Source organism: Paraburkholderia diazotrophica (assembly GCF_038900755.1).
Taxonomy (GTDB): Bacteria; Pseudomonadota; Gammaproteobacteria; order Burkholderiales; family Burkholderiaceae; genus Paraburkholderia; species Paraburkholderia diazotrophica_A.
Map to the genome: position 1 here is coordinate 63,067 of NZ_JBBPEN010000017.1, position 22,469 is coordinate 85,535.

Genomic DNA, 22,469 nt, shown 5'->3' on the forward strand with positions numbered 1-22,469 from the left:
TCCGGTCAGTTAAACTGGCTGCCAGATACCCGGACTGCATCGCATATGCAAGAATCCTGGTGACCCGTTCTAACGCGGACGCGTTTTCCTTTTACCGTCATGGAAACCCTGGACCTTGAACCGCAGGTGCTCGCAAACCGTCGTGGCGTGGCCTTTGGTCTCGTGCATCGGAACGTCACGGTCGAATGCGTGATCACACTTGCAGCACTCGAAACGTATTTCTGGCTGGAACCCCGGGCCAGTGATGCTCGCATCCTGAAGACCTTTCGGGATGGGTATGGCCGCATCCGCGCGATCGCCGGGCGCAAACTGCTCGCTAATCCGGCTGTGCGTCTCGAATTGACGGCGGACGATTTTGCAAGGCCTTGACCGCCGTGCGTGATGACCGCCGGCTTATTCGATGACGATGCACGGTGTGACTGACAGGCGCGCATGGTGACCACCCACATGGCCGCCGACCTCGCACCCGATGTGCTGCATCCGGTCGGACGATGCAGAAAGTGATGAAGCCACTGTTCAAGGATGGATGGCACTCCCGCTACCCGGTCGTCGGCCGTCTGTGACATTCAGACGGGTGCGCGGCCCCAGCTGCGTTGTGCATGGACGCCAGAACCGGTCGCCTCTTCCGCTCGTCACATTCAAAAAAAAGCCCATCGTCCGGTTCAGGACGGTGGGCCTCAACACGCACCGGAAGCCGGGGAAAACCGCCAACTTCCGGAACCCTGGACGATAGCGGGCACGCTGCCGTATAACAATCGGGCGCGTCGAAAAACAACAGGCGGACGACTCGTCAATCAGGTTGCGACGTCAACCAGTTCCGCAAGGCCCGCATCACCCTAGCCGCGAAGCTCCGATGGCAGCGGTGCGCGCTGGACGCAGCCTGCTCACGCCGCATTCACGACGTCCTTGAACGCCTTGCCAGCCGAGAACTTCACGGTTTTCGCGGCGGGAATCGTGATGGTCTCGCCCGTCGACGGATTGCGCCCGCTACGTTCGGCGCGGGCGCCCGTCGAAAACGACCCGAAGCCGACCAGCTGGACGCTCTCGCCGCGCGTCACAGCCGCCGTCACGGTTTCGAGGATGGCATCAAGGGCTTCGGCCGTGCTGGCCCTGCTTTCACCCGTGCTGGCGGCGACCGCATCGATGAGTTCCTGCCGGTTCATGTGTGAGCTCCCTGCGATAAAGGCGTCCGCCCAGTGCGGGACAGGACGCTCAACCCTAACGCATGTCTACGGCGCCCGGCAACCGCGCGGCTGTCGAAAAGGCATCGCAGCATATGACGCTCGTGACCAGGCACCAGCTTCCTGCTGACCGACTTTTGGCGAAGCCGGGCGGGTTCGCGCGAACGCCAGACGGTTAGTTGCATGCGAAACGGCACGCCTTGTGTTGAATACAGGCGATGGCAGCGATATGCTTCGCAGCAGAACCGGAATCACGATCACTGACACGCCCTGCTGGCGGGAAACGACACACAATGCGACTGAAACGCATCACGGCACGACGCTCATCCGTACATGGCAAGGGGCTTTTTGCGCTGAGGCCGATCGCCGCCGGCGAGCGGCTCATCGAGTACAAGGGTGAAGTGACCAGCTGGCAGCGCGCCGCCGCCCGTCAGCGGTCCGAGGCCGGCCACACCTTTGTGTTTGGCCTGTCTGACGGGCGCGTGATCGACGGCAGCCGCGGTGGAAACAGCGCCCGCTTCCTGAACCACGCATGTGCGCCGAACTGCGAGGCGATCGAGACGGGCGATCGCGTGTTCATTCATGCGCTAACCGACATCGCGCCCGGCCATGAGCTGTTCATCGACTACGCGCTGGTTATCGACGGCGAACTCAACGACGCAGTCAGGGAACAGTACGCGTGCCGGTGCGGCACTGCCGGATGCCGGCAGTCGATGCTCGGGGCGGCAGGCAACTGAGACGCCTGGCCAACGCGTTTTACCCATTCGCGCAATCCCGCTTTTGCTGACATTCTTTTCGTCCCACGCGCGGCTCTCTCGCAAACCTTCGCCGCCGCGTTGACGTCAGTGCGGACTGTGCCACAGCGAATGGCTGTTCCTGGGAAGTCCGGATGCCTCTTTGCGACCGAGCCTGTGTGAAAACGCATTGATCTCCTAAACTGAATCAACGCGTTGAGACCGGGTGACTCATGAAGAGATTCGTTGAAGGTGATGACCGAAAGCAGGTTGCACTACTGCCTGAATGCGTCGACGACTACATCGGGCAGGACAATCCAGTCAGAGTCATAGATGTCTTCGTCGACGAGTTGGAGCTTGATGCTCTCGGTTTCGATGGAACGAATCCAGCGCTCACGGGCCGTCCGTCCTACCACCCCGGGGTGATGCTAAAGATCTACATATACGGCTATTTGAATCGTGTTCCGTCCAGCCGGCGCCTTGAACGTGAATGCCAGCGCAATATTGAGCTGATGTGGCTGACAGGGCGTCTTGCTCCGGACTTTAAGACGATCGCTGACTTTCGTCGCGATAACGGCCCGGCCATTCGCAACGTATGTCGACGCTTCGTCGAACTGTGCCGTGGTCTGAAGCTGTTATCCAGTGACACGGTGGCAATCGATGGCAGCCGGTTCAAGGCCGTGAACAGCCGCGACAAGAACTACACGACAGGCAAGATCGACAAACGCCGGCAGCAGATCGAGGAAAGCGTCCAGCGATATCTCGATGCAATCGAAACGGCAGACCGGACCAGTCCTACAGGTTTCGATGTGAAGACCGTGCGCCTGTACGAAAAAATCGCTCGCTTGCGTCGGGAAATGCGTGAGCTCGCGCAGATCAGGATCCAACTGCAGAGGCAACCGGACAAACAGCTGTCGATGACAGATCCCGACGCACGGTCCATGGCAACAAGCGGGAGAGGTTCAGGGATCGTCGGGTACAACGTTCAGGTCGCGGTGGACACGAAGCACCACCTGATCGTTGCACACGAAGTGACCAACGTCGGAAACGATCACGGGCAACTCGGCAGGATGGCGGTGTCAGCGAAAAGTGCGATGGCCAGGCCCAAGCTGAAGGTGCTAGCTGATCGTGGCTACTTCAGCGGGCCGGAGATACGCGCATGCCATCTGAACGACATCAGCGCGTACGTCCCGAAGCCACTCACTTCGGCATCAAGGAAGAAGGGGTTATTCACCAAATCCGACTTTGTCTATCTTGCGAAGGACGATGTGTATCGATGCCCCGCCGGCGAGCGTGCCATTCATCGGTTCAACACTGTTGAGAATGACATGAATCTGCGGGTGTACTGGCCGAGCGCTTGTCCGCGTTGCCCTTTGAAAGAGCGATGTTCGCCCAGCGACTATCGTCGGATTCGACGATGGGAGCATGAAGGCGTACTGGAGGCCATGCAGCGCCGCCTCGACCGGAAGCCCGACGCAATGACCATCCGTCGAAGTACTGTCGAGCATGTCTTCGGGACGCTCAAACACTGGATGGGACCCGCGCATTTCCTGACCAGGACACTCCGGCGAGTGAGTACGGAGATGAGCCTGCACGTACTGGCGTATAACTTCAAACGAATCGTCAGCATACTTGGCGTTGCAAAAGCGATGCAAGCGATGAAGATGGCTGCAAGCTGAAGCCCGAAGGGGCCTCGTCGTATCCCGTGCCGTTCGGTTGGTGCAAGCTCGATCCGTTGAGCCCAATCGGCGTGACCGCCGATCCCGCGCCTAGTCGGCAAAATCTCGTTTCCACACGACCTCGACCCACAAGAGACAGTCAACGTATCAGACAGCGGTCATTGGCGAAGCCATTGCCGCCGCGCATAGCCTTGCAACGGCTGATGGATCAACGCTAGCATCGGTAAAGAACGGCAACAAATCCCCCGTTCATCATTCGAGCAAAGAATAAAAAAGCCCAGCGATTTCTCGCCGGGCTTTCAGGGCCGCCAAGTATCACGGACTACAGCATCAGGCGTTGTTCGCGCCGTTATCGTTGCGTGCTTCGATAACGACTGCCTTCACTGACTTGACGCCGATACCGAGTTGCTTCTTCGCGACGGCCAGACCGTAGCTCGCAGCAACTTCGTCACTGTCGTTGACGCCGTTCGGAACGATGACGACCAGCGTACCGTCGTTGAGCATCCGAACGCGGTATTCCGTCACCGCGCCGTCTGCACGAACAACCGTGCCATTCTTCCAGTCGCTGCCCTTGCCCTTCAGGTCCGGCGTCTTGTTGATCAAGCTCGGCGTACCTTCCAGTTCAATCGCGTTGCCGCGGTCGACCACGTGGAACGTGCCACGGTTGTCCAGTGCTTCCGGACGGTCCGAGCGGAACACGACGAGCGTGTTACGTTGTGCGCGTTCTTCACGTGCGTCATTCAGGCCCAGACTCGCCTTCCCGTCCATAAGCAGGACGGAAGTCGAGAGCGCACCGTCAGCGATATCGACTGCATCGCCACGTTGAGCCGGGGTCACCGGCAGACCAACGATGGGTGCCGGAGCTTCGGTCTTCGCGATTGCCTGGTCGCTAACGACCTTGCCTGCGTTCTTCGTGGCTTGCGCCGTTCCGTTCACACCCGTGGCGTCAGCAACGAGCGCAGACGGGTTGTAGGCCGGGCGAACGTCTGCTTGCGCGACAACAGCCGACGTGTCGAGAATGTAATTGCCTGCATCCGCGCCAGCCAACGACAGACCTTCCCCGTTCACCGGCTTGTTCGTGCCGACGTTGCTGTTGTCGAACATGCCGGTATTGCCGGCGATCGAGACCTGATCGCCCGCAAGCACGCCATGTAGCGCCAGATCACTCACCGCTGCGACCGCGTTGCCATCATACGACTTGTCGTCCGCGGAACCGGTCGCGGTGATGACTTTCTGGCCGATGTCAGCCTTCGCAACTTCCTTCGACGTGTCCAGCGAATAGTTATTTGCGTCGTTGCCGGTCAGGACCAGACCGGAGCCGTTCACTGACTTGCTCTTGCCTGCGTTGCGGTTGTCGAAGTCGCCGCTCGAGCCTTCCGCACGAATGTCGTCACCGTTCACCAAACCGGAGAGCTTCACGTCTGACAGGTGAGCGATAGTGTTGCCGTCGTAGACCTTGTTATCGGCCTTCGCAGACGCTTCGATCGTTTTTGGCGTGATCGCAGCCTTACCGACTTCCGCCTTGTTATCGAAGACGTAGTTCTGCGCGTCCTCGCCTGCGAGCGTCAAGCCACTGCCGTTGACCGACTTGCCCCGGCCTGCGTTCCTGTCTGCGAACGTACCGACCGTCCCGTCCACACGCAGATCATCGCCTGCGACCACATCGTTGGCGTGCGCATTCTTCAGTTCTGCGACCGTATTGCCGTCATAGACCTTATCCGATGCCGTAGCCGTCAACGTGATCGACTTCGGCGTGATGCTTGCCGTAGCGACTTCGTGGTTCGTGTCCAGAACGTAGTTGCCGGAGTCGTCACCCGCGAGCGAGAGACCTTCGCCGTTGACGGATTTGGACTTGCCGACGTTCTTCGTGTCGAATTTGCCGGTCGAGCCGTCTGCGGCGACAACATCTTGACCGATGACACCAATCAGCTTCACGTTGCTCAGGTCAGCCGTGACGTTGCCGTCATAGGTCTTGTCCTTTGCGTTCGCAGTAGCCGTGATGACCTTGCGATCGATGTTGGCGTGCGCAACCGTGTCGTTCGCGAGAACGTAGTTGTTGGCGTCGTCACCCGTCAGACCGAGGCCCGTTGCGTGGACAGCCTTGCCCGTACCTGCGTTCCTGTCTTCGAACGTAGCGCCCGTCGCAGTCGAATCGACGTGGTCACCATTGATGGTGCCGTTCAGCGTGATTGCACCGATCGTGGCGTTGGTCGTCGCATCGTAGACCTTGTTCTCGGCCGTAGCGCTGGCCGTGATCGTCTTCTGAGTGATTGACGCACCCGTGACCGTCGTCGTCAGATCATAGTTCTGCGCGTCTGAACCAGCCAGCGACAGGCCCGAGCCGACAACAGACTTGCCCGTACCGGCGTTCTTGTCAGAGAACGAACCGGTATTGCCCGAGATGGACAGGTCATCCCCCGCAACAATGCCAGCGGTGTTGAGTGCGACGTTCGTCAGGTCCGCACGGTTCGTGCCGTCGTAGACCTTGTCCTGCGCAGAGGCCGTTCCCGTGATCGCACGCTTGCCGATATCGGCTGTCATGTGTAGCGTTGCATTCTGCGAACCCGAAGCCAGTACATAGTTGCGCGCGTCGTTGCCCGTCAGCGACGTAGTGACCGTCACATCCTTGCCGACGCCCGCATTCTTGTCTGCAAACTGGCCGCTTGCCGACGTGCTGACGTTGTCGCCGGCAATAACGCCAGTAACGGTCGTGTGAGCCGTGGTCGCCGTGTTGCCGTCATAGACCTTGCCGTCCACGGTCGTAACGCTCGTGAGGGCCTTCGGCGTGATCGTTCCGATGTCACCCGAAAGCGTGTCTTCCGCGAGACGATAGCCGTAGACCTGCAGGACTTTCGAGCCGTCCGGGTTCGTGCTGCCCTGGTTCTGCGCGACGCCCAGCTTCACACCCGACAGCGTAACGGTCTTGCCCGTACCTGCGTTCTTGTCGCTGAATTGTGCGTTCGCGAGGTTCGCGTCATTCAGGATTGCGAGCGGAACCTTGTCGCCGTCAATACCGATGAGGCCCGAGACCGCGACGTTACCGAGCGTGACTGTGTTGCCCGTTTGCGTACCATTTGCATCAGTGACCACGGTCGTGTTCGTTTGCGTGGCGGTCGTGCCGTCATATGTCTTTGTGACGTTGCCCACAAGCGTACCGGTCAGGACCGCCGAACGCGAGTAGAGGTAACCGTTCTTGCCCGTCTGGTCGCCGTTCAGGATTTGAACCAGGTCCGCACGATTGCCGACCGGATCGGTGATGACACCATTCAGGTCCGGTTGACCACGGTCATCGAGCGATGCAACGTCAGTGCCAACCCAATTGCCGTTGACGGTCTTGTACGTGCCGTCCGATTCCTTATACGTGGCTTCATAGACCTTGAAATCGACGTCCAGATCGCGACCGACATCCTTGTCCGGCGTCGTCGAGTAGACGAGCCAACGCCCCCCCGTCCCTACCGTCATCGCATCCGAACCACGGTCGTTCACGAAGTTGCCGCCTTGCGACTCCTGAACGTCGGTGGACTTGTGGTCTGCCGTTGCTGCTGCGAGTATCGCGTTCGTGTTGGCCGTGACCGTGCCATTCCTGGTGATCACGACGTTGCCACGGCCCGTGCTCGTTGCCGTTTGGTCTGCATTTGCATCGCTGCCGACGTTGGCCGTGTTGTGGTCAACCGAATCCGCTGCCTGGATGAGCACTGAACCGCTGTTGTTCGTGACCGCACCATTCACCACAGCCGTGCCACCGATCAGGCCAACCTGGCCGGCTGCGTTGAAGGCGAAGGGCGAGGACGTACCGTCCATATGACCGACCTCGATCGTACCCAGATGATCGGTGCTGCCGATCGCCAGCGAAGGCGTGCCTTGCTGTTGCAGATAAGCGAGGTCGCTTGCGCTCAGGAACGTGCTGGAAGTCGTATTGCCGGTAACCGAACCGTCGCGATTGACCGTGCCGTTACCGAGGACCACACCCTGGTCGTTGCTGACAAAGATGTTCGTGCCCTTGTCGGCCGACTCCAGTTGCAGACCGGTCGACGCGACGCCCGTCACACCCGTGTGGCTGATTGCGATCGTGCCGCCCTCCAGACCGACGAGACCCGTGGTGGTCGTTCTCGCGCCGGTCTTGTCCAGAACGGAGGGGTCGAGCGTCGTGCCCGAGTCGAGCGTGACGGTGCTGTTCTTGTCCGTCTTGATCGTAGCGCCGCCGTGAATCTCCCAACCAGAGGTATTGACGTTACCGCCTACGTTAAGATTACCGCCGAGGATCGTCTTGTTCGCGGGTTTCGTTCCACCCGGACCACCTGCATCCGGGACCGCCCGGAACGTGCCCGCTTGACGGGAGCAGCTACCATCGGCACAGACCAGATCGACAGCACTACCGTAGGTGAACGTCGCGGTTTGGCCCGAGTTCCAACCCCAGGCGTAGTTAAAATCGCCGCCGTTGGTCTTGATCTTGCTGCTGACCACCAGATTGCCGCCACCCGCGTGATCCGAATCGGCGTGGATGTAGATATAGCCGCAATACGTCGTCAGATCGCCGGAAATGGCGAGACCGTCTGCACCGAGAAGCGTGATCGTACCTGCGCCCGGCGTAGCACCATTCACGCCGGTCCAATTGGTGCTGCCATAAGCGCTCGTGGAAGTGGATTTGCCGTTTGCGTCGAGTCCGCCCAATGCCACGAGATTGAAAACACCCTGATTGGTGTCGGGATTGTTGCCCGTATTGTTGCCGATGTGACCAGTGGGATTGCCGCTTCCAAGGTACTGCCCGGCCTCCATATAAATGGAGCCAGCCCCAGACACTTCGAGGGTATTGTTCTTGTTGTCGAACGTGATGAAGCTGTTGTTCCCGCCCGTGACGGCCTGGAAACTCACGCCATCCTGAAGCTTGATCTTGCCGTCGCCCGTCGTATAGCCCGCCGCCGTGCCCGTGGCCCCGTGCACAACTTGCGTCAACGTATTGCCGTTCGCATCCTTCGTCAGATCGTTGAAGTGAATCAACGTATTGGCGTAAAGGCTGACATTGGCCTCCTGCGCTTCCAGCGTGCTCTCGTAGATGTTCAGAACACCAGTGGTGTTCGTCTTACCCCAGTCCGAGGGATTGGTGCTCGCACTTGCTGGAGCTTCGCCGCCCCAGATCTGGATCGTGTCCGGGTCAAGCAACAGCGTACCTGCTGCGCCGAGCGTGGACAGACCGTGCGTCACGCCCGTATAGCTCAGACCCGTCTTGCCCGAGACTTCGGCGAAACCACCGTTACCACCGTTCGTGCCGCCACGGATGAAAATCTCGCCCGAGAACGCATTGGTGCCGTCCGACCAGACCGCGACCGTACCGCCGTTGCCCTTTTGCGTTGCATCCGCCGACAGAATAACGTTCTTGCCGGTCGTGACCGTCGTCGCATTGTTGACAGTAGCGTCTTCACCATGAAGACCACCACCGACCTTGATCGTACCGCCCCCCAATGCACCATCCGCCTTGATCGTCGCGTTGTGGATCGCGACGTTCTTGCCTTCGATCACGACGTTACCGCCCACGCCGTCAGCCGACGAGACGTTCAGCGTTCCCGCCACGGTTGTATTGCCGTTCGCTGGGTCGTTGTCCAGAACGATACGACCGTTCTTCGATTGCAGCGAACGCGCTTCAATCACGCCCGTGTTGTTGACTACGCTGCTAATAGCCGCGTCAGCAGCACGCGCCGTCAGCAGCACTGCGGAGCCGTCAGCCGAAATCTGACCTTCGTTGCTCACCAGTGCATCCAGAGCGCCCTTCGTGACCTGAACGCTGATCAGACCGTCGCCGTTGAAGTCCAGATTGACATCCTGCCCCGCTGCAAGCGCAACGCCCTTCGCGTTGATGGTGCCTTGGTTCGTGACTTGCTGACCGATCAGGGCGACGACACCCTGGCTGGTGATCTTGCCCTCGTTGACGATGTTCCCCATTGCTCCTGTGAACTTCGTTTTTCCCGCGAGGAAGTCGCTGTCGCTGATGTTCGCGCTCGAAGCAACGAGACCTGCAACGTTGATGCTCGCGCCCCTGCCGATGACCACGCCACCGGGGTTGATGAGCCACACCTGGCCGTTCGCGTTCATGGCGCCAAGAATCTGGCTCGCACCGTTACCGCCGATGACCCGGTTCAGCGAAACGGCCGCGCTGTTCGGTTGTGCGAACGTGACGGAGTTGCCTTGACCGATGTCAAAGCCGTTCCAGTTCGTGACCATCTTCCCGGAATTCTGGGTGATGGTCATGGACGAACCGTTTTGCGTGATCGAGCCCTGGCCCGCCACGATTTGACCGCCAGTCGGAAGCGGCGGGGCTGCGTATGCTGCGTCTGCGACGGCAATGACACCGAGGACTGCGAGCAGGGCCGCGCTACGTGCGCTGCGTTTGCCCCGAGCGTTCGTGTTCTCGGCTACTGCGACGAATGAACCGATCGTGGCATTCCACACCAGCCGATAGACGTGATTCAGTGATGCTTTCTTCATTTGAAGTCCTTTTAAGATCGATCAGAGCGCCGTTCGGTCAGAACGCCATACCGAGTTGGAGCCACGCACGCCAGCTGGTATCCAGGCCATCGGCGTTGTTACCCGCCAGCGAAGCTCCATCATTGCGGCCGATCGTCCGCGCAACAGCCGCGTGTGCGTTCCAGCGACCGCTCCACACGTTCACGCCGAGACCTGCCGAGGTCAACGTCACCTTGTTCGTGTGGCCTTCGTTGATTTGCGAACCGGCGTAGCCGGTGTGGTGCAAACGGATCTGGCCGACATCCACGAATCCAAGCGCCTGGACCTTGACGGATGGAACGCCGATATTCACGAAACGGCGCAGTTCCACCGTCCCCATCCAGCCTTCGTCGCCCGATCCTTCACCGACCGGATAACCGCGAACGCCAGTCGGCCCCCCGAGCAGGAACTTTTCCGAACTGTCGAGGTTCGTATTCGACAATTGACCCGCCCAACCACCGTAAACGCTCCAGTTCGGGTCGAGGGTTTGCAGCCGGCTGAAGTTCGCAGTGAGTTTCGTGAACGTCCCTTGCGTGCCCGCCGTCATCGAGTCCGCCAGTTGATCGACCGGGTTGCCCGACAGATCGACGTGACCCAACGTCACTGCTACCCGGCCTTCCGTCACACCACCTTGCAGCAGACCGTCGTAACGGTTGCCCGACAGCGAGAACGTCAGGTTGTCAAGCTTGCGCTTGCTCAGGTTCACGTCGAGCGCGCTGTCCTTCAGATACTTGTAGTCGTACATCACGGTCGCATTGAGGTTCTGCGTCCGTGTACGAATGATCGGGTAATTCAAACCGGCCGAACCGGTCACAGCCGAACCGCGCAGGTCGAGTGCCGAGTAAGCCTCCTGAACCACGCGATAATGCAGATACGAGCCGCCCAGCAACAGGGTCAGGCCAGTGGGCGTCAGCGGCACGCTGTAGCCGAGGTTGGCGACTTCCGTGCCTTGGGTCTTGCTCAGACCGAGCGTGACCTGATCGCCCATACCGAGCGGATCATTCACGAAGAACGTCGCCGTGCCGCGCTCGATGCCCGTGCTGCGGTTGCCATAGTTGTCGATCGACAGTAGGCCGTTGACGATCGGGGTCGGCGTCGTTTCAACGAGAAGCTTACTGGTGCCCGGTTGAGCACCCTTTTGCAGGATAGCCTTGGCGCTCACGCCCGGACGGTCGTTGATGAGCAGGAGTGCGCGTTCGAGGTCTTCCTTCTTCAGCGGGCGATCGGTCGGAAGGGCTGCGTTCGCGATAGCAGCGATACGCTCATTGCTGCTGCGCGTCTTGCCGTGGATGGTTACGCGATCCTTGCCGGATTCCAGACGGCCTTCCACGATCGTGATGACCAGATTGCCCGCCGTCAGGTCCTGGGGGGCGAGGTAGGCGTAAGCGAGTGCGTAGCCACGTCCGCGCAGATATTGGGTGATCGTATCTGCGATTTTTTGCAAGCCCGCGTGGGTCAGTTTCTTGCCGACCATTGCGGCAGTAGCAGACTGCAAATCCTCTACATCTGCCACATTCTTGTCACCGTTGAAGGTGATGGATTTCAGCGTCACACTCGGGCCGGCTTCTGGTTCCACTGCGCCCGGTGCAGCTTCGGACGGAATGACTTCCTCGGGGGTTGTGGCTTGCGGTGCGCGTGGTTGCGGGGCCATTTGCTGCTGGTTCAGGAGCGAACCTGCATTCGGTAAAGATTGCGCGTATGCAGGAGCTGCGAGGACCAGCATGGCCAGACCAATAGGAGTAGGAATTTTTCTTCGGAGGGTCATAGGTTGGTTATTGTTGGTTGGGACTCGAAAATGACCGTTGTTGATTTCCGGGTGGTGGTAGTGTCCGGTTTTTTGCAAAACAAGACGAAAGGACGCCACGCATATCGCCCATTGCCATCCGGGCGTTTGTACCCACTATTACTGCCGCACCTAAAGCGGTGGTCAGCCGGGTCCCAGTGGTGGTCGTCCACCGGGACGGCGTGCTCGGGTCGCACGGTGTCGCGTTGTTCGACGTCGCGCAATTGACGTAAGAGAATTAGGGGATGGCCGGCCGCAATATACGCAAGCACGGCAAGATAGATTGCACTTCTATGCGGCACAAAAGCGCGCTTCCCCGCGAGGGTTGTGGCATTCGATTTAATGGACCGGCACGAGACTGACAGCCGGTTAATTTGCTGGTCATGCGTTTCCCCTTGACCGGAGTTGGCTACGCTTCTTATTAGCCCGCCCACCGATCCTGAAATATGCGATTCGGTCAAATACCGTTAAAGATTTTGTAATTGATTCGCAAGAACTCACGCATGATATATAAGCCGCGAGAAAATAACTATTAAAAAGTGTTAAACCACACAAAATAGTAGATGCGGGCTGGGCCAGACCGACGGTCGTGTGGTAATGGCTACTACCGCCAGAACGGACACGCGCCGGCTAGTTTTCCTGCTAATGCGCCGCGGCTATGCCGGGTTCATCGCAAACCGCATGTCGATTGCTGAAAGTTAGCGGCAATCGCCCGGCCGCAAACTGGCAATCAGAGCTCCCAAGTGGCGTCTTTTTTTCATTCGCCCCTACACTTCACAGTGCCTTCTTGTACCGGCCTTGGGCGGCGCACACTGGAAATTTTCACGTTCTGTGTCACGGCCGCCGAGGTTATTTCACGAACACTGTCATGACTCTTTGAAGGCTGCGACAGCGTTATTGAAAAAGCTTAATAGAATCAAAGGCACGGTTTCCACGAAGTTTGTCACGCGACAGAGTCTTCCGAGTCTTCCGAGTCTTCCGAGTCTTCCGAGTTTTCCGAGTTTTCCGAGTTTTCCGAGTTTTCCGAGTTTGCCGTTTGCCGTTTGCCGTTTGCCGTTTGCCGTTTGCCGTTTGCCGTTTGCCGTTTGCCGTTTGCCGTTTGCCGTTTGCCGTTTGCCGTTTGCCGTTTGCCGTTTGCCGTTTGCCGTTTGCCGTTTGCCAGATAAAGTGAAAACTGTGCCAGGTAAGTGAAAAACTGCTGCCACAGATAGTGACAAAATCTGGCTGCTACTGAAAGTCCAGCGCCCGGGAAGAACCCGGGCGTTGTCGTTGCTACGCTGTTTGAAAGCGTCGCTGAAAGGCTGGCGCCGGCGACAAGTGTCGGACAGTACTCGACCACCCACTCTGGTCACCAGGTTTGCACCAAAGCGGTCGCTCGTGTGGCCCGAGCCTCACCGTACGATAGCCGGCAGGTCGGAGCGGCACGGCCGTCGTGCAATTGGTGCATCTCGACTCCGAGCGATTGACCGAACGTGGCCGCCGCAACCTCAAGCCTGATGCGATTGGCTCAGGACGACCCTCAACAGCCACCCAAGGCTCGCTCACACGATGGCTGCTTTCGAGATCGAAGCAGTCGTACCGCGGCGGTTTGGTGGGTCATATTCTGGCGTCGTTGTGGTTATCTCGTCCCGCAGCGCGGACTATGCTGGCCTTGTCAGAAATCTGGCCGATCATCGCGAACGGGCAGGCTCATCGCTCTCCCGATATGACCCGCGGCGAAGCGATGGCGTCGCCGCACCGACTCGGACGGGGCTGCTTGCCCCTCACGCCTTTTTCTCCCGCTCGACCGGTCCGCGCATCGAGGCGATGAGCGCATGCAACTGCCCGATCGTGAATGGTTTGCGAAGCGACTTGCAATCGAACCCAACCTCTGCCGGCGTCGGTGCGTCACGACCCGATGCAAAAACAATCCTGATGCCCGGATTGCGCTCGATAGCCGCCCTCGCCAGCTCAACGCCCGACCGCCCCGGCAGGGCGATGTCCGTGAGAAGCACATCGGTTTTCCCGGTCATCAATGCACGCAATCCTTCTTCTGCATCCGCGGCCTGACGCACGTCATAGCCCATGCTGGTCAGCAGTTCACTCACCGCCTCCCGCGAGCCCTTGTCGTCATCTACGACGAGGATTGCGAGGCTTGCCGGTGCACAAGACGGCCCGGACGACGACGGATCTGTAGACGACGATACTAGCGACGGGTGCACGTCAGTCGTGCCGGCCGGTCCCAGCAGCCGGCGGATTTTCGATGCGAGCTGCTCCCGGCTGTAGGGCTTGCTCAGCAGGTGCACACCCGCGTCCAGTCGGCCGCCATGCACGATTGCATTCTGCGTATATCCCGACGTAAACAGCACTTTGAGATGGGGCAGCACTCTTGTCGCGAGTTTCGCGAGTTCGGTGCTGCGCATGGTGCCGGGCATCACCACGTCCGTGAACATCAGATCGATACGCGTCCCACTTTGCACGATTGCGAGTGCACTCTGGGCGTCGTCCGCCTTCAGTACCGTATAACCCAGTTGCCTGAGCGTTTCGACGGCGGTTGCCTGAACACGTTTGTCATCCTCAACGACGAGTATGGTTTCTGCCCCGCCGGTCAGCGCTACCGGCTCTCTGGGTTCGAGGTCGACCGCTTCCTCCATCGAGCGGGGCAGGTAGATCTTCACCGTTGTTCCGTGTCCCGGTTCGCTGTAGATCCTGACGTGACCGCCGCTTTGCTTGATGAAGCCGTATGCCATGCTCAGGCCCAGCCCCGTGCCTTGCCCTTCGGGCTTGGTGGTAAAAAACGGCTCGAAAGCGCGCTCGAGGACATCGCGAGTCATGCCGGTACCGGTGTCGGTGATTGCAAGCAGCACGTATTGCCCCTCCTGAACGTCTGCGGCCAGCGCAGTGTAGTGCTCGTCGAGCATTGCGTTCGACAGTTCCAGCGTCAGCTTGCCGCCCTCAGGCATGGCGTCGCGGGCGTTGATGGCCAGATTCAGGACAACATTTTCGAGATGGTTCGGGTCGACCAGCGTGTTCCAGAGGCCACCCGCGATGACGGTCTCGACGTCGATTACTTCGCCCAGCGCCCTTCTGAGAAGATCATCCATGCCCCGCAACATCACAGCCAGATTTACGACAATTGGCTGCAACGCCTGACGGCGTCCGAACGCGAGCAGCTGAGAGGCGAGATTGGCCCCGTGCTCGACCGCTTCAATTGCCTTGTACAGACGTTCTCCTGTCCAGGCATCGCGGCCATGGCGGCCTTCGAGCAATTCAAGGTTGCCGCGCAACACCTGCAGCACGTTGTTGAAATCGTGTGCGACACCGCCGGTCAATTTTCCGAGCGCCTCCATCTTCTGGGACTGCAGCAGCGCCGCCCGTGCGTTTTCGAGTTGTTCCTGCGCAGCCTTGCGTTCCGTGGCGTCGCGGGTGATCTTGGCGAACCCGACCAGTTTCCCGTCTTCGTCGCGGATAGCGTCAATGACGACATTGGCCCAGAACCGGCTGCCATCTTTCCTGACCCGCCAGCCCTCTGCCTCAAACCGGCCTTCCGTCGCAGCCGTCTGAAGACCAAGTTCAGGCAGACCCCGAGCGGCGTCTTCGGTCGTGTAAAACCGCCTGAAGTGCGTTCCGATGACTTCCCTGGCCTCATAGCCCTTGATACGTGCCGCACCCAGGTTCCAGTTCGTCACGTGTCCCTCAGGGGACAGCATGAATATTGCGTAATCAGTGACCCCTTCCACCAGCAGCCGGAACCGCCGCTCGCTTTCGATCGCGGCTTCATGGGCCATGCGTTTGTCGGTTGTGTCGCGCACGATCTTTCCGAAGCCGATGAATGTACCGTCAGCGGTGTGCAGCGCGGTAATCACGATACTGGCCCAGAAACGCGTGCTGTCCTTGCGCACCCGCCAGCCTTCGGTTTCGTATTGCCCGTGCTCCCGCGCGGCCTGCAGACCTGCTTGCGGGACGCCGTTGCGCCGGTCCTCGTCCGTGTAGAAGACGGAAAAATGCCGGCCGATGATTTCGTCGGCATCGTAGCCTTTGATACGTCGGGCGCCAGGATTCCAGGTGGCAACCTCCCCTCGCTCCGTGAGCCTGAAGATCGCATATTCCGAAACGCGCATGACCAGGGACTGCAGCCATACAGAATCGATATCGTGGTGCTGCTCGCCTTCCATCAGCCCCCCTCGTCGAGTTGACGTCCGATAAGTTGAAGACTGCACCCCTGCAGCGGATATCCTGGCGATGTTGCCCGGTCTGTCGTGCCCCGGGCTGACCAAACCGGCGCTGTGGCGCAATCTTTTCGACCGCGAGCCCGCCGACTTTCAGGATTATGCATCAACCGAAATCCGCACCTGCTTGGGCACTGCGCTTCCGTCGACATATTGCGAAGCACGGGTGTGCCGCGACTGGCCCCGTGGCGTAGGATCAGGCTGGACGTTGCGGCATGCAACGGACACAGCAACACCGGAAATTCGGAGGCAGCATGGCGCAGACGAGGCCGATAGACGAACTTGCCACGATCGACCGAAGATACGCGATTGCGAACGACGAATAGCGGAACAAAAGCGCCGCGTGGAGTCGATCAGCAAAAGCCTGTCCATTCGCCAGCATTCTGAAACGTTGCATAAAAACCTGACAGTCAGCCTGAAGACACTTCACGAGCTTCGAATACAGGTCATGAAGGAAGTGGAAGAAGCTGAAACGGGGCGTGTCAGATTTTCCGGGCAATAAGGACGTGCCAACAGATCTCGATGCCGTTCCGTCCGCACGGCCCTCCAAGGGCCCAAAACTCACAGCATCTGACTCGTTGCCGCCATGTAGCGTTGGGCGTGACGTGACGAGCGTCTCTTCACGGCCGCCGACCGTCCGACGAGGTCCGCTCCACCCAACCGCAAGGAGCAGTCGACAGAGCAGTTGACTTTCTAAAAAGCGGACCGTCGAGGGCAAGCTTCTACTTTTCGGCGTCGTGCACTTTTCGGCAAATAGCAAGATTCAGCTTTTCGCAAATCACATAACACAGCCACACCATAGGCGCGGCTCGACTCTGCCTTGTTGAGATAATGGTTTTCATACACTTCGCATGATTTGACATTTGGCTTGCCAGAAAATCATTCTTTCTCCTCTTTAGAGACCATCGCGCCACGGAGTTTTGTTTCTCCATTTAGGGAAAGAATGATCCAGCGCTTTTGTTTGGCAAGAGCATGAGAACCGCTCATTCGTCTGGACAAATCGATTCACGTGCGCCAATATTCGCTGAAAGCACTTAAATAATGATCGCGCCATTCGAGCGGGTTCAACACTCGTTTCACCTTGAGAAGAAGTCAGTGGCAGACTTGTACGTAATGCTCGTCATAAAAAGTTATCAGGCGGCTTGGGCAGTCATGGCATGCCGCACTGTTGGATGGTTATCAATTCAACTTGAGGCATGGTATCTATGAGCAGCGAGAGTAGAAACAAGAGGGCGGGGGCTTTCCGGGACGACAGATATGCGTGCTGCATCAGCCGAGCACGCTTTCCGTCATTCTTCACAGCCACATGCGGGACGCCGCGCCGTCTTGAGCCAACGGTCTGTGCGGGCCGAGCCGTTTCCTAGGCCGGGCGCGGGATTACTGGTGCTTTATAAACAAAGCGGTAATGGATATTTCCCGCCAGCATGTCGAGGTGGGGTTGTGTTCGACTGGAAAATCCAGCGTCGTCGAATGCGGGTGCCACGCCGGTTCCGATTATTTTTCTGCGTGCATTACTCACCAACACATTAGCAATCCGAATTACATGCATCATGGCGAAAGCGAACCGGTAGCGCTCGACGTTCAGTCAATCGACGGCGCGCCGTGCCCGGTTACGGCTAAGAGCGACAAAGATAAAGGCGAAGAATGAACACGTCGTTCAAGACGATCTGGAACGAAGCGTTGGGGGCGTGGGTTGCGGCATCCGAGCTTGACCGGACAAAAAGCAGGCACAACTCGTCGGCGAGCGAGTCGGCGCGCGGTAGCATCAGACGAAGCGTCCACCCGACGCGCAGTGCGCTATGCGCCAGTTTGCTTCTGATGGGCATCGGTACTCCACTGGAGCAGGTGTGCGCACAAACCGCCATCAGCCTCACGGCGGCCAGTCCTTCCGCAGATATCGGCAGCACTACGCAGACCATCAACGGTCTTACCGTCGCCAATGGCGTCAACGGCGTGATCAGTGGTGCCGGCGGTACGCTCATATACTCGGGCGGCCCTGCGTTCATCTTGGGAAGCACCACGAGCGGCCAGACGCAGAATCTGAATATGTCGGGTCTCACCAATTTTATGTTCAACAATGCTTCGCAATCGTTCGAGGTTGGAGGCCGATTCACCGGCTCGGGCACCAATGCCGCCAATACGGCGGCAGCGCTGGCGTTAGCGCCGAATAGCGTCATCACTGCGTCGGCATTCAACGTTGCCACAATAGGGAATCCGGCGTCCAACGGTGTGCGCAACGTAGGCACTGTCACGCTGGGAGCGTCCACGGTCATCAATGCCGATACCGTCAACGTCGGTGCGGCGGGCAAAACATCCGGCACGCTCGCGCTTGCGGCTGGAGGGAATCTCGTATTGCGCGGCACGGACGGAGCGAGCCCGGTGGCGAACTGGAATATCGGCACCGTCAACAGTAGCTCGGTTGCAAGCACTATAGGCAACGTCGATCTCAGCGCGGGCTCGCTGGATGCGAAGGTAACCAATCTTCTGATTGGCCAGGCAATCGCTGGCAACGGCAAGGTGGGTACAGCTACCTTGACGCTCGGAAGCGGCACGCTCGATGCGACATCCATCGTTGTGGGCAGCGCGGTGCCCGGCGCCAGAAATGGCGAGATCGCGACACTGACGATCGGCAACGCGACGGTAAGAACGGGGACTCTTACCGTAGGTGATGACGCCTCGACCGCCGGGCTCATCGCGACGGTCAATCTCAACAATGGCGGCGCTTTGCTCGCACAAACCATTGCGGGTGGCGCGGGCAATGCTTCGCGTATCTTCAACTGGACCAACGGTACCATCGGCAATGAGGCCAGCGGCCAGAACATGACGGTGTCCCTTGCCAGCCTGGCTTTGTCAGGCAGCGGCCCGCACATCTTCGACATCGAAGGTTCAACCGCAGTGGCCGGTGTGAGTTCGCTGCTGAGCGGAACCGGCGCGTTGACCAAGCAAGGCGCGGGCACGCTGGTATTGACCGCCGCCAATGCATATACAGGTGGCACGACGATCCAGGACGGGACCGTGCGCATATCGGGCGACGGCAATCTGGGTGCGACGAGCGGCGGTCTGACGCTGGACGGCGGAACCCTGGAAGCGAGCGCCAGCATGACGAGCGCCCGTAACGTCACGCTAGCCAGTACGGGCACATTCCTTACCGATACCGGTACCACATTGACCTTGACCGGACCGCTCAGCGGAGCCGGCAACATGACGAAAGCGGGCAGCGGCACCCTCGCAGTGCTCGGTACCGGCTCCTATGCCGGTGGCACCACGATTGCAGCGGGCACCCTGCAGCTTGGCAACGGCGGGACGTCGGGCTCGATTACCGGCGACGTCGTCGATAACGGCGTATTGGCTTTTGATCGTTCGGATACGAACACTTTCGGCGGCGTCATTTCAGGCAGCGGCGCAGTCAACCAGATCGGTAGCGGCACCACGATCCTGACGGGTACGAACACCTATACGGGGTCGACGTCGGTTACGAACGGCAGCCTGATAGTCGACGGCAACCAGTCGGCCGCGACGGGGCTCACCTCCGTGCTGGGCGGTGGCACGATCGGCGGCGCCGGCACGATTGGCGGCAGTGTCGTGGTCGCCAGCGGTGGCGCACTCAATCCCGGCGATCCCGGCACCATGCCCGGCACGCTCACCATCGGCGGCGATCTCGCGCTCGCCAGCGGATCGACGCTCAATTACCGCTTCGGCGAGCCCAATGTCCCCGGCGGTGCGTACAACGACCTGACCAACGTCGGCGGCAATCTCACCCTGGCCGGCACCTTGAACGTAACGACCACCTCGGGTGGCTCGTTCGGACCCGGCGTATACCGCGTGTTCAACTACGGCGGCACGCTAACCGACAATGGCCTCACGGTCGGCACGGCTCCATCGCCGGACTACCTCATTCAGACCTCGGTCGCAAAACAGGTCAACCTCGTCAATACGGCGGGACTCGCGCTGAACTACTGGGACGGCGGAGGCACGTCGATGACGAAGAACGATCGCGTGATTGAAGGTGGCGACGGCACCTGGACAACCGCCACAACCGGCAGCAACAGCAACAACTGGACAACGCCCGATGGCTCGGTGGATGCACCGTATGCGCAAGGGGCGTTTGCTGTCTTCGAGGGAGCGCCGGGCACGGTGACGGTCGACAACAGCCTCGGTCAGGTGCAGGCGGCCGGGATGCAGTTCGCGACGAATGGCTACCATCTCACCGGTGGTCCCATCGAGCTCACGGGTGGCTTGTCAGGATCGATTGTCCGCGTCGGCGATGGCACGATAACTGGTACGGGTTACACCGTCGCGATCGATAACGTGCTGACGGGCAAGACACGGCTCATCAAGACCGACCTCGGCACCCTCGTCCTAAATGGCAACAACACGTACACGGGCGGCACGGACATCCAGGGCGGCACGGTGCGCGTCTCGAGCGATGCGAATCTGGGTGCGGCGAGTGGCGGGCTGACGCTCGACGGCGGCACGCTCGAGACGACAGCGAACATGACAAGCGCGCGCAATGTGTCGCTCGCGAGCACCGGCACGTTCGTGACCGACCCCGGCACGACGCTGGCGCTCGATGGGACCATTGCCGGTTCCGGCAGCATCACGAAGGCGGGCGCCGGCACGTTGCTGCTGGCGGGTGCCGGTACGCAGACGGGCGACACCGTCATCGCAGCCGGGACGCTGAAGGCAGCCGCGGCGAATGTGCTGAGCCCGGCATCGGCGATGACCGTTCAAGGCGGGGCGACGCTCGATCTGAACGACTTTGACCAGACCATCCCCACGCTGACGAACGCGGGCACGGTCGCATTGAGTGGCGCACCGGGTACGACGTTGACCGTCAGCGGCAACTACATGGGCGCGGGCGGCGGCGTGCGGCTCAGTACCCTGCTCAACCAGGGCGGCGCTGCCGCGAGCACCGACATGCTGAGGATCGGCGGCAACGCAAGCGGCGATACCAGCGTGCGCATCAACGGCTCTGGCAGCGGCGCCCAAACGACGGGCGATGGTATCCGCGTTGTGCAGGTCAGCGGCACGTCGGGCACCACTGCGTTCCGTCTCGCCGCGCCGGTCCAGGCGGGCGCGTACGAGTACCTCCTGTACCGGGGCGGCAGCACGGGTGCGAACGACTGGTATCTGCGTTCCGAACTGGAGGCGCAATCGACGCAATCGACATCTGCCTCGACGGGAGTGGTCGCATCCACGGCCGTTGCCATCCCCGCGTACCGTCCGGCCGTCACCGGCTATGCGATGACGCCGTCGCTGAACCTCGACTACGGCTTCTCGGTGCTCGGCACGCTGCATGAGCGGGTAGGCGACATCGCCGCGCTCGAAGGCACGCAGCCCGGTCATGGCGATGGCGTGTGGGCGCGCATCGGCGGCCGGGACATGGATATGAACGGCAACGAGCGTTTTTCATCGAACGCGCGCACGTTGTTCGCGCAGTTTGGCAAGGACTGGACGTTGTCGCGTACGGATGCAGGGGGCAGCACGCACGCGGGTGCGACTGTCACGTTGGGGACGTCGAGCGCGAGCTTCGCGGATAGCGCACGCGGCGTGAACCCGACACTGAGCACGTCGACGGGCACCCTCACCTCCCAGGCGCAATCGCTGGGCGGCTACTGGACCCGGTATTTTGCCGATCATGCATACGTCGACGCAGTGGCGCAGCTGACCCACTATCACGACAAGTACGGCGACGCGTATGGTGGCAGCGCAACCCAGAATGGCTTCGGCGCAGCGGGATCGCTGGAGGTGGGCAAACCCTGGCTGCTCGGCCCGACGGCCGTCGCGATCGAGCCGCAGGCGCAGCTTGAATACCAGTATCTGCACCTGAACGACTTCAACGACGGTGTCTCACCGGTGTCGGGCAACACAAGCAATGCGCTGCGCGGCCGGTTGGGCTTCCGCGTTTTCCGCGCGAATCTCGAGAACGACAACAGAACCAGCGCCGCCACCCCGTATCTGACGGTGAATGTGCTGCACGACTTTTTCGCGCCGGGCGCAACCACGGTTGGCAGCACCCCGTTTGCGATGGCGCCGGCGAAGACCTGGTACGAACTCGGTGCCGGCGTCACGGCGAGTCTCGGTAAAGCGTCCGAACTTTATGTGGCCGTCAGTTACGCGCGCAACGTGGGCGGCGAATACCGGCGCACGGTGTACGGTCAGGGGGGATACCGCTATAGCTGGTAGCCACTGCGGTAGCTGAAACATGCCCGGCCAAAAGTCACCGCGGAGTCGCATTTTTCAGCACGGCCGCGCGCGCCCGACACCCGCACGGTTCGCTGCAAGAATCTTGAACGATGGCTTTGTATCGGGAGAAATGCACTGGTCATTGATGCCGCTGATGCGACCGCTACTCCCGATGGCGCCGGATTTCAATTCAAGGATTC

11 protein-coding genes are annotated in these 22,469 nt (G+C 60.1%); 6 read left to right on the forward strand and 5 right to left on the reverse strand.

The features are described from left to right. Positions 1-99: 99 nt before the first annotated feature. Positions 100-369: a DUF1488 family protein gene (locus AABE10_RS32630; protein WP_342937227.1), complete on the forward strand. Its 270-nt coding sequence runs from the start codon at positions 100-102 to the stop codon at positions 367-369. Between the two features lie 515 nt (positions 370-884). Here AABE10_RS32630 and AABE10_RS32635 read toward each other — a convergent pair. After that, the gene (locus AABE10_RS32635) at positions 885-1,163 is read right to left on the reverse strand and encodes an HU family DNA-binding protein (RefSeq protein ID WP_342937228.1); all 279 of its coding nucleotides are present in this window, start codon (positions 1,161-1,163) and stop codon (positions 885-887) included. A gap of 311 nt (positions 1,164-1,474) precedes the next feature. Here AABE10_RS32635 and AABE10_RS32640 point away from each other — a divergent pair, with 311 nt between their 5' ends. Both AABE10_RS32640 and AABE10_RS32645 read left to right on the forward strand, forming a co-directional pair. Then, positions 1,475-1,918 carry an SET domain-containing protein gene (locus AABE10_RS32640; protein WP_342937229.1) on the forward strand — a complete coding sequence of 148 codons (444 nt, stop codon included), beginning with the start codon at positions 1,475-1,477 and terminating at the stop codon, positions 1,916-1,918. Between the two features lie 230 nt (positions 1,919-2,148). Beyond that, positions 2,149-3,594: an IS1182 family transposase gene (locus AABE10_RS32645; RefSeq protein WP_342937230.1), complete on the forward strand. Its 1,446-nt coding sequence runs from the start codon at positions 2,149-2,151 to the stop codon at positions 3,592-3,594. A 330-nt stretch (positions 3,595-3,924) separates the two neighbouring features. Here AABE10_RS32645 and AABE10_RS32650 read toward each other — a convergent pair whose 3' ends face one another. From AABE10_RS32650 to AABE10_RS32665, 4 genes are all read right to left on the reverse strand, one after another. After that, the gene (locus AABE10_RS32650) at positions 3,925-10,074 is read right to left on the reverse strand and encodes a YDG domain-containing protein (RefSeq protein ID WP_342937231.1); all 6,150 of its coding nucleotides are present in this window, start codon (positions 10,072-10,074) and stop codon (positions 3,925-3,927) included. 37 nt (positions 10,075-10,111) lie between these two features. Further along, positions 10,112-11,956: a ShlB/FhaC/HecB family hemolysin secretion/activation protein gene (locus AABE10_RS32655; protein ID WP_342937232.1), complete on the reverse strand. Its 1,845-nt coding sequence runs from the start codon at positions 11,954-11,956 to the stop codon at positions 10,112-10,114. 862 nt (positions 11,957-12,818) lie between these two features. Further along, positions 12,819-13,214 carry a hypothetical protein gene (locus AABE10_RS32660; RefSeq protein WP_342937233.1) on the reverse strand — a complete coding sequence of 132 codons (396 nt, stop codon included), beginning with the start codon at positions 13,212-13,214 and terminating at the stop codon, positions 12,819-12,821. Between the two features lie 424 nt (positions 13,215-13,638). Then, a complete protein-coding gene (locus AABE10_RS32665; protein WP_342937234.1) occupies positions 13,639-16,029 on the reverse strand; it encodes a PAS domain S-box protein in 2,391 nt (796 codons plus the stop codon). Between the two features lie 67 nt (positions 16,030-16,096). Here AABE10_RS32665 and AABE10_RS32670 point away from each other — a divergent pair, with 67 nt between their 5' ends. The 3 genes from AABE10_RS32670 (at position 16,097) to AABE10_RS32680 (ending at position 22,269) form a co-directional block, all read left to right on the forward strand. After that, positions 16,097-16,585 (forward strand): hypothetical protein, encoded by a 489-nt coding sequence (locus tag AABE10_RS32670; RefSeq protein ID WP_342937235.1) that lies wholly within the window; start codon positions 16,097-16,099, stop codon positions 16,583-16,585. 903 nt (positions 16,586-17,488) lie between these two features. Beyond that, positions 17,489-17,731 carry a hypothetical protein gene (locus tag AABE10_RS32675; protein WP_342937236.1) on the forward strand — a complete coding sequence of 81 codons (243 nt, stop codon included), beginning with the start codon at positions 17,489-17,491 and terminating at the stop codon, positions 17,729-17,731. Beyond that, positions 17,728-22,269, forward strand: a complete 4,542-nt coding sequence (locus AABE10_RS32680) for an autotransporter outer membrane beta-barrel domain-containing protein (RefSeq protein WP_342937237.1) — start codon at positions 17,728-17,730, stop codon at positions 22,267-22,269. The genes AABE10_RS32675 and AABE10_RS32680 overlap by 4 nt, the downstream gene beginning before the upstream one ends. Positions 22,270-22,469: the final 200 nt, after the last annotated feature.

Bases quoted from the DNA above. Each gene is read 5' to 3' on its own strand.
- AABE10_RS32630 (WP_342937227.1), top strand. From the start codon at position 100: ATGGAAACCCTGGACCTTGAACCGCAGGTGCTCGCAAACCGTCGTGGC.
- AABE10_RS32635 (WP_342937228.1), bottom strand. From the start codon at position 1,163: ATGAACCGGCAGGAACTCATCGATGCGGTCGCCGCCAGCACGGGTGAA.
- AABE10_RS32640 (WP_342937229.1), top strand. From the start codon at position 1,475: ATGCGACTGAAACGCATCACGGCACGACGCTCATCCGTACATGGCAAG.
- AABE10_RS32645 (WP_342937230.1), top strand. From the start codon at position 2,149: ATGAAGAGATTCGTTGAAGGTGATGACCGAAAGCAGGTTGCACTACTG.
- AABE10_RS32650 (WP_342937231.1), bottom strand. From the start codon at position 10,074: ATGAAGAAAGCATCACTGAATCACGTCTATCGGCTGGTGTGGAATGCC.
- AABE10_RS32665 (WP_342937234.1), bottom strand. From the start codon at position 16,029: ATGGAAGGCGAGCAGCACCACGATATCGATTCTGTATGGCTGCAGTCC.
- AABE10_RS32670 (WP_342937235.1), top strand. From the start codon at position 16,097: ATGTTGCCCGGTCTGTCGTGCCCCGGGCTGACCAAACCGGCGCTGTGG.
- AABE10_RS32675 (WP_342937236.1), top strand. From the start codon at position 17,489: ATGGATATTTCCCGCCAGCATGTCGAGGTGGGGTTGTGTTCGACTGGA.
- AABE10_RS32680 (WP_342937237.1), top strand. From the start codon at position 17,728: ATGAACACGTCGTTCAAGACGATCTGGAACGAAGCGTTGGGGGCGTGG.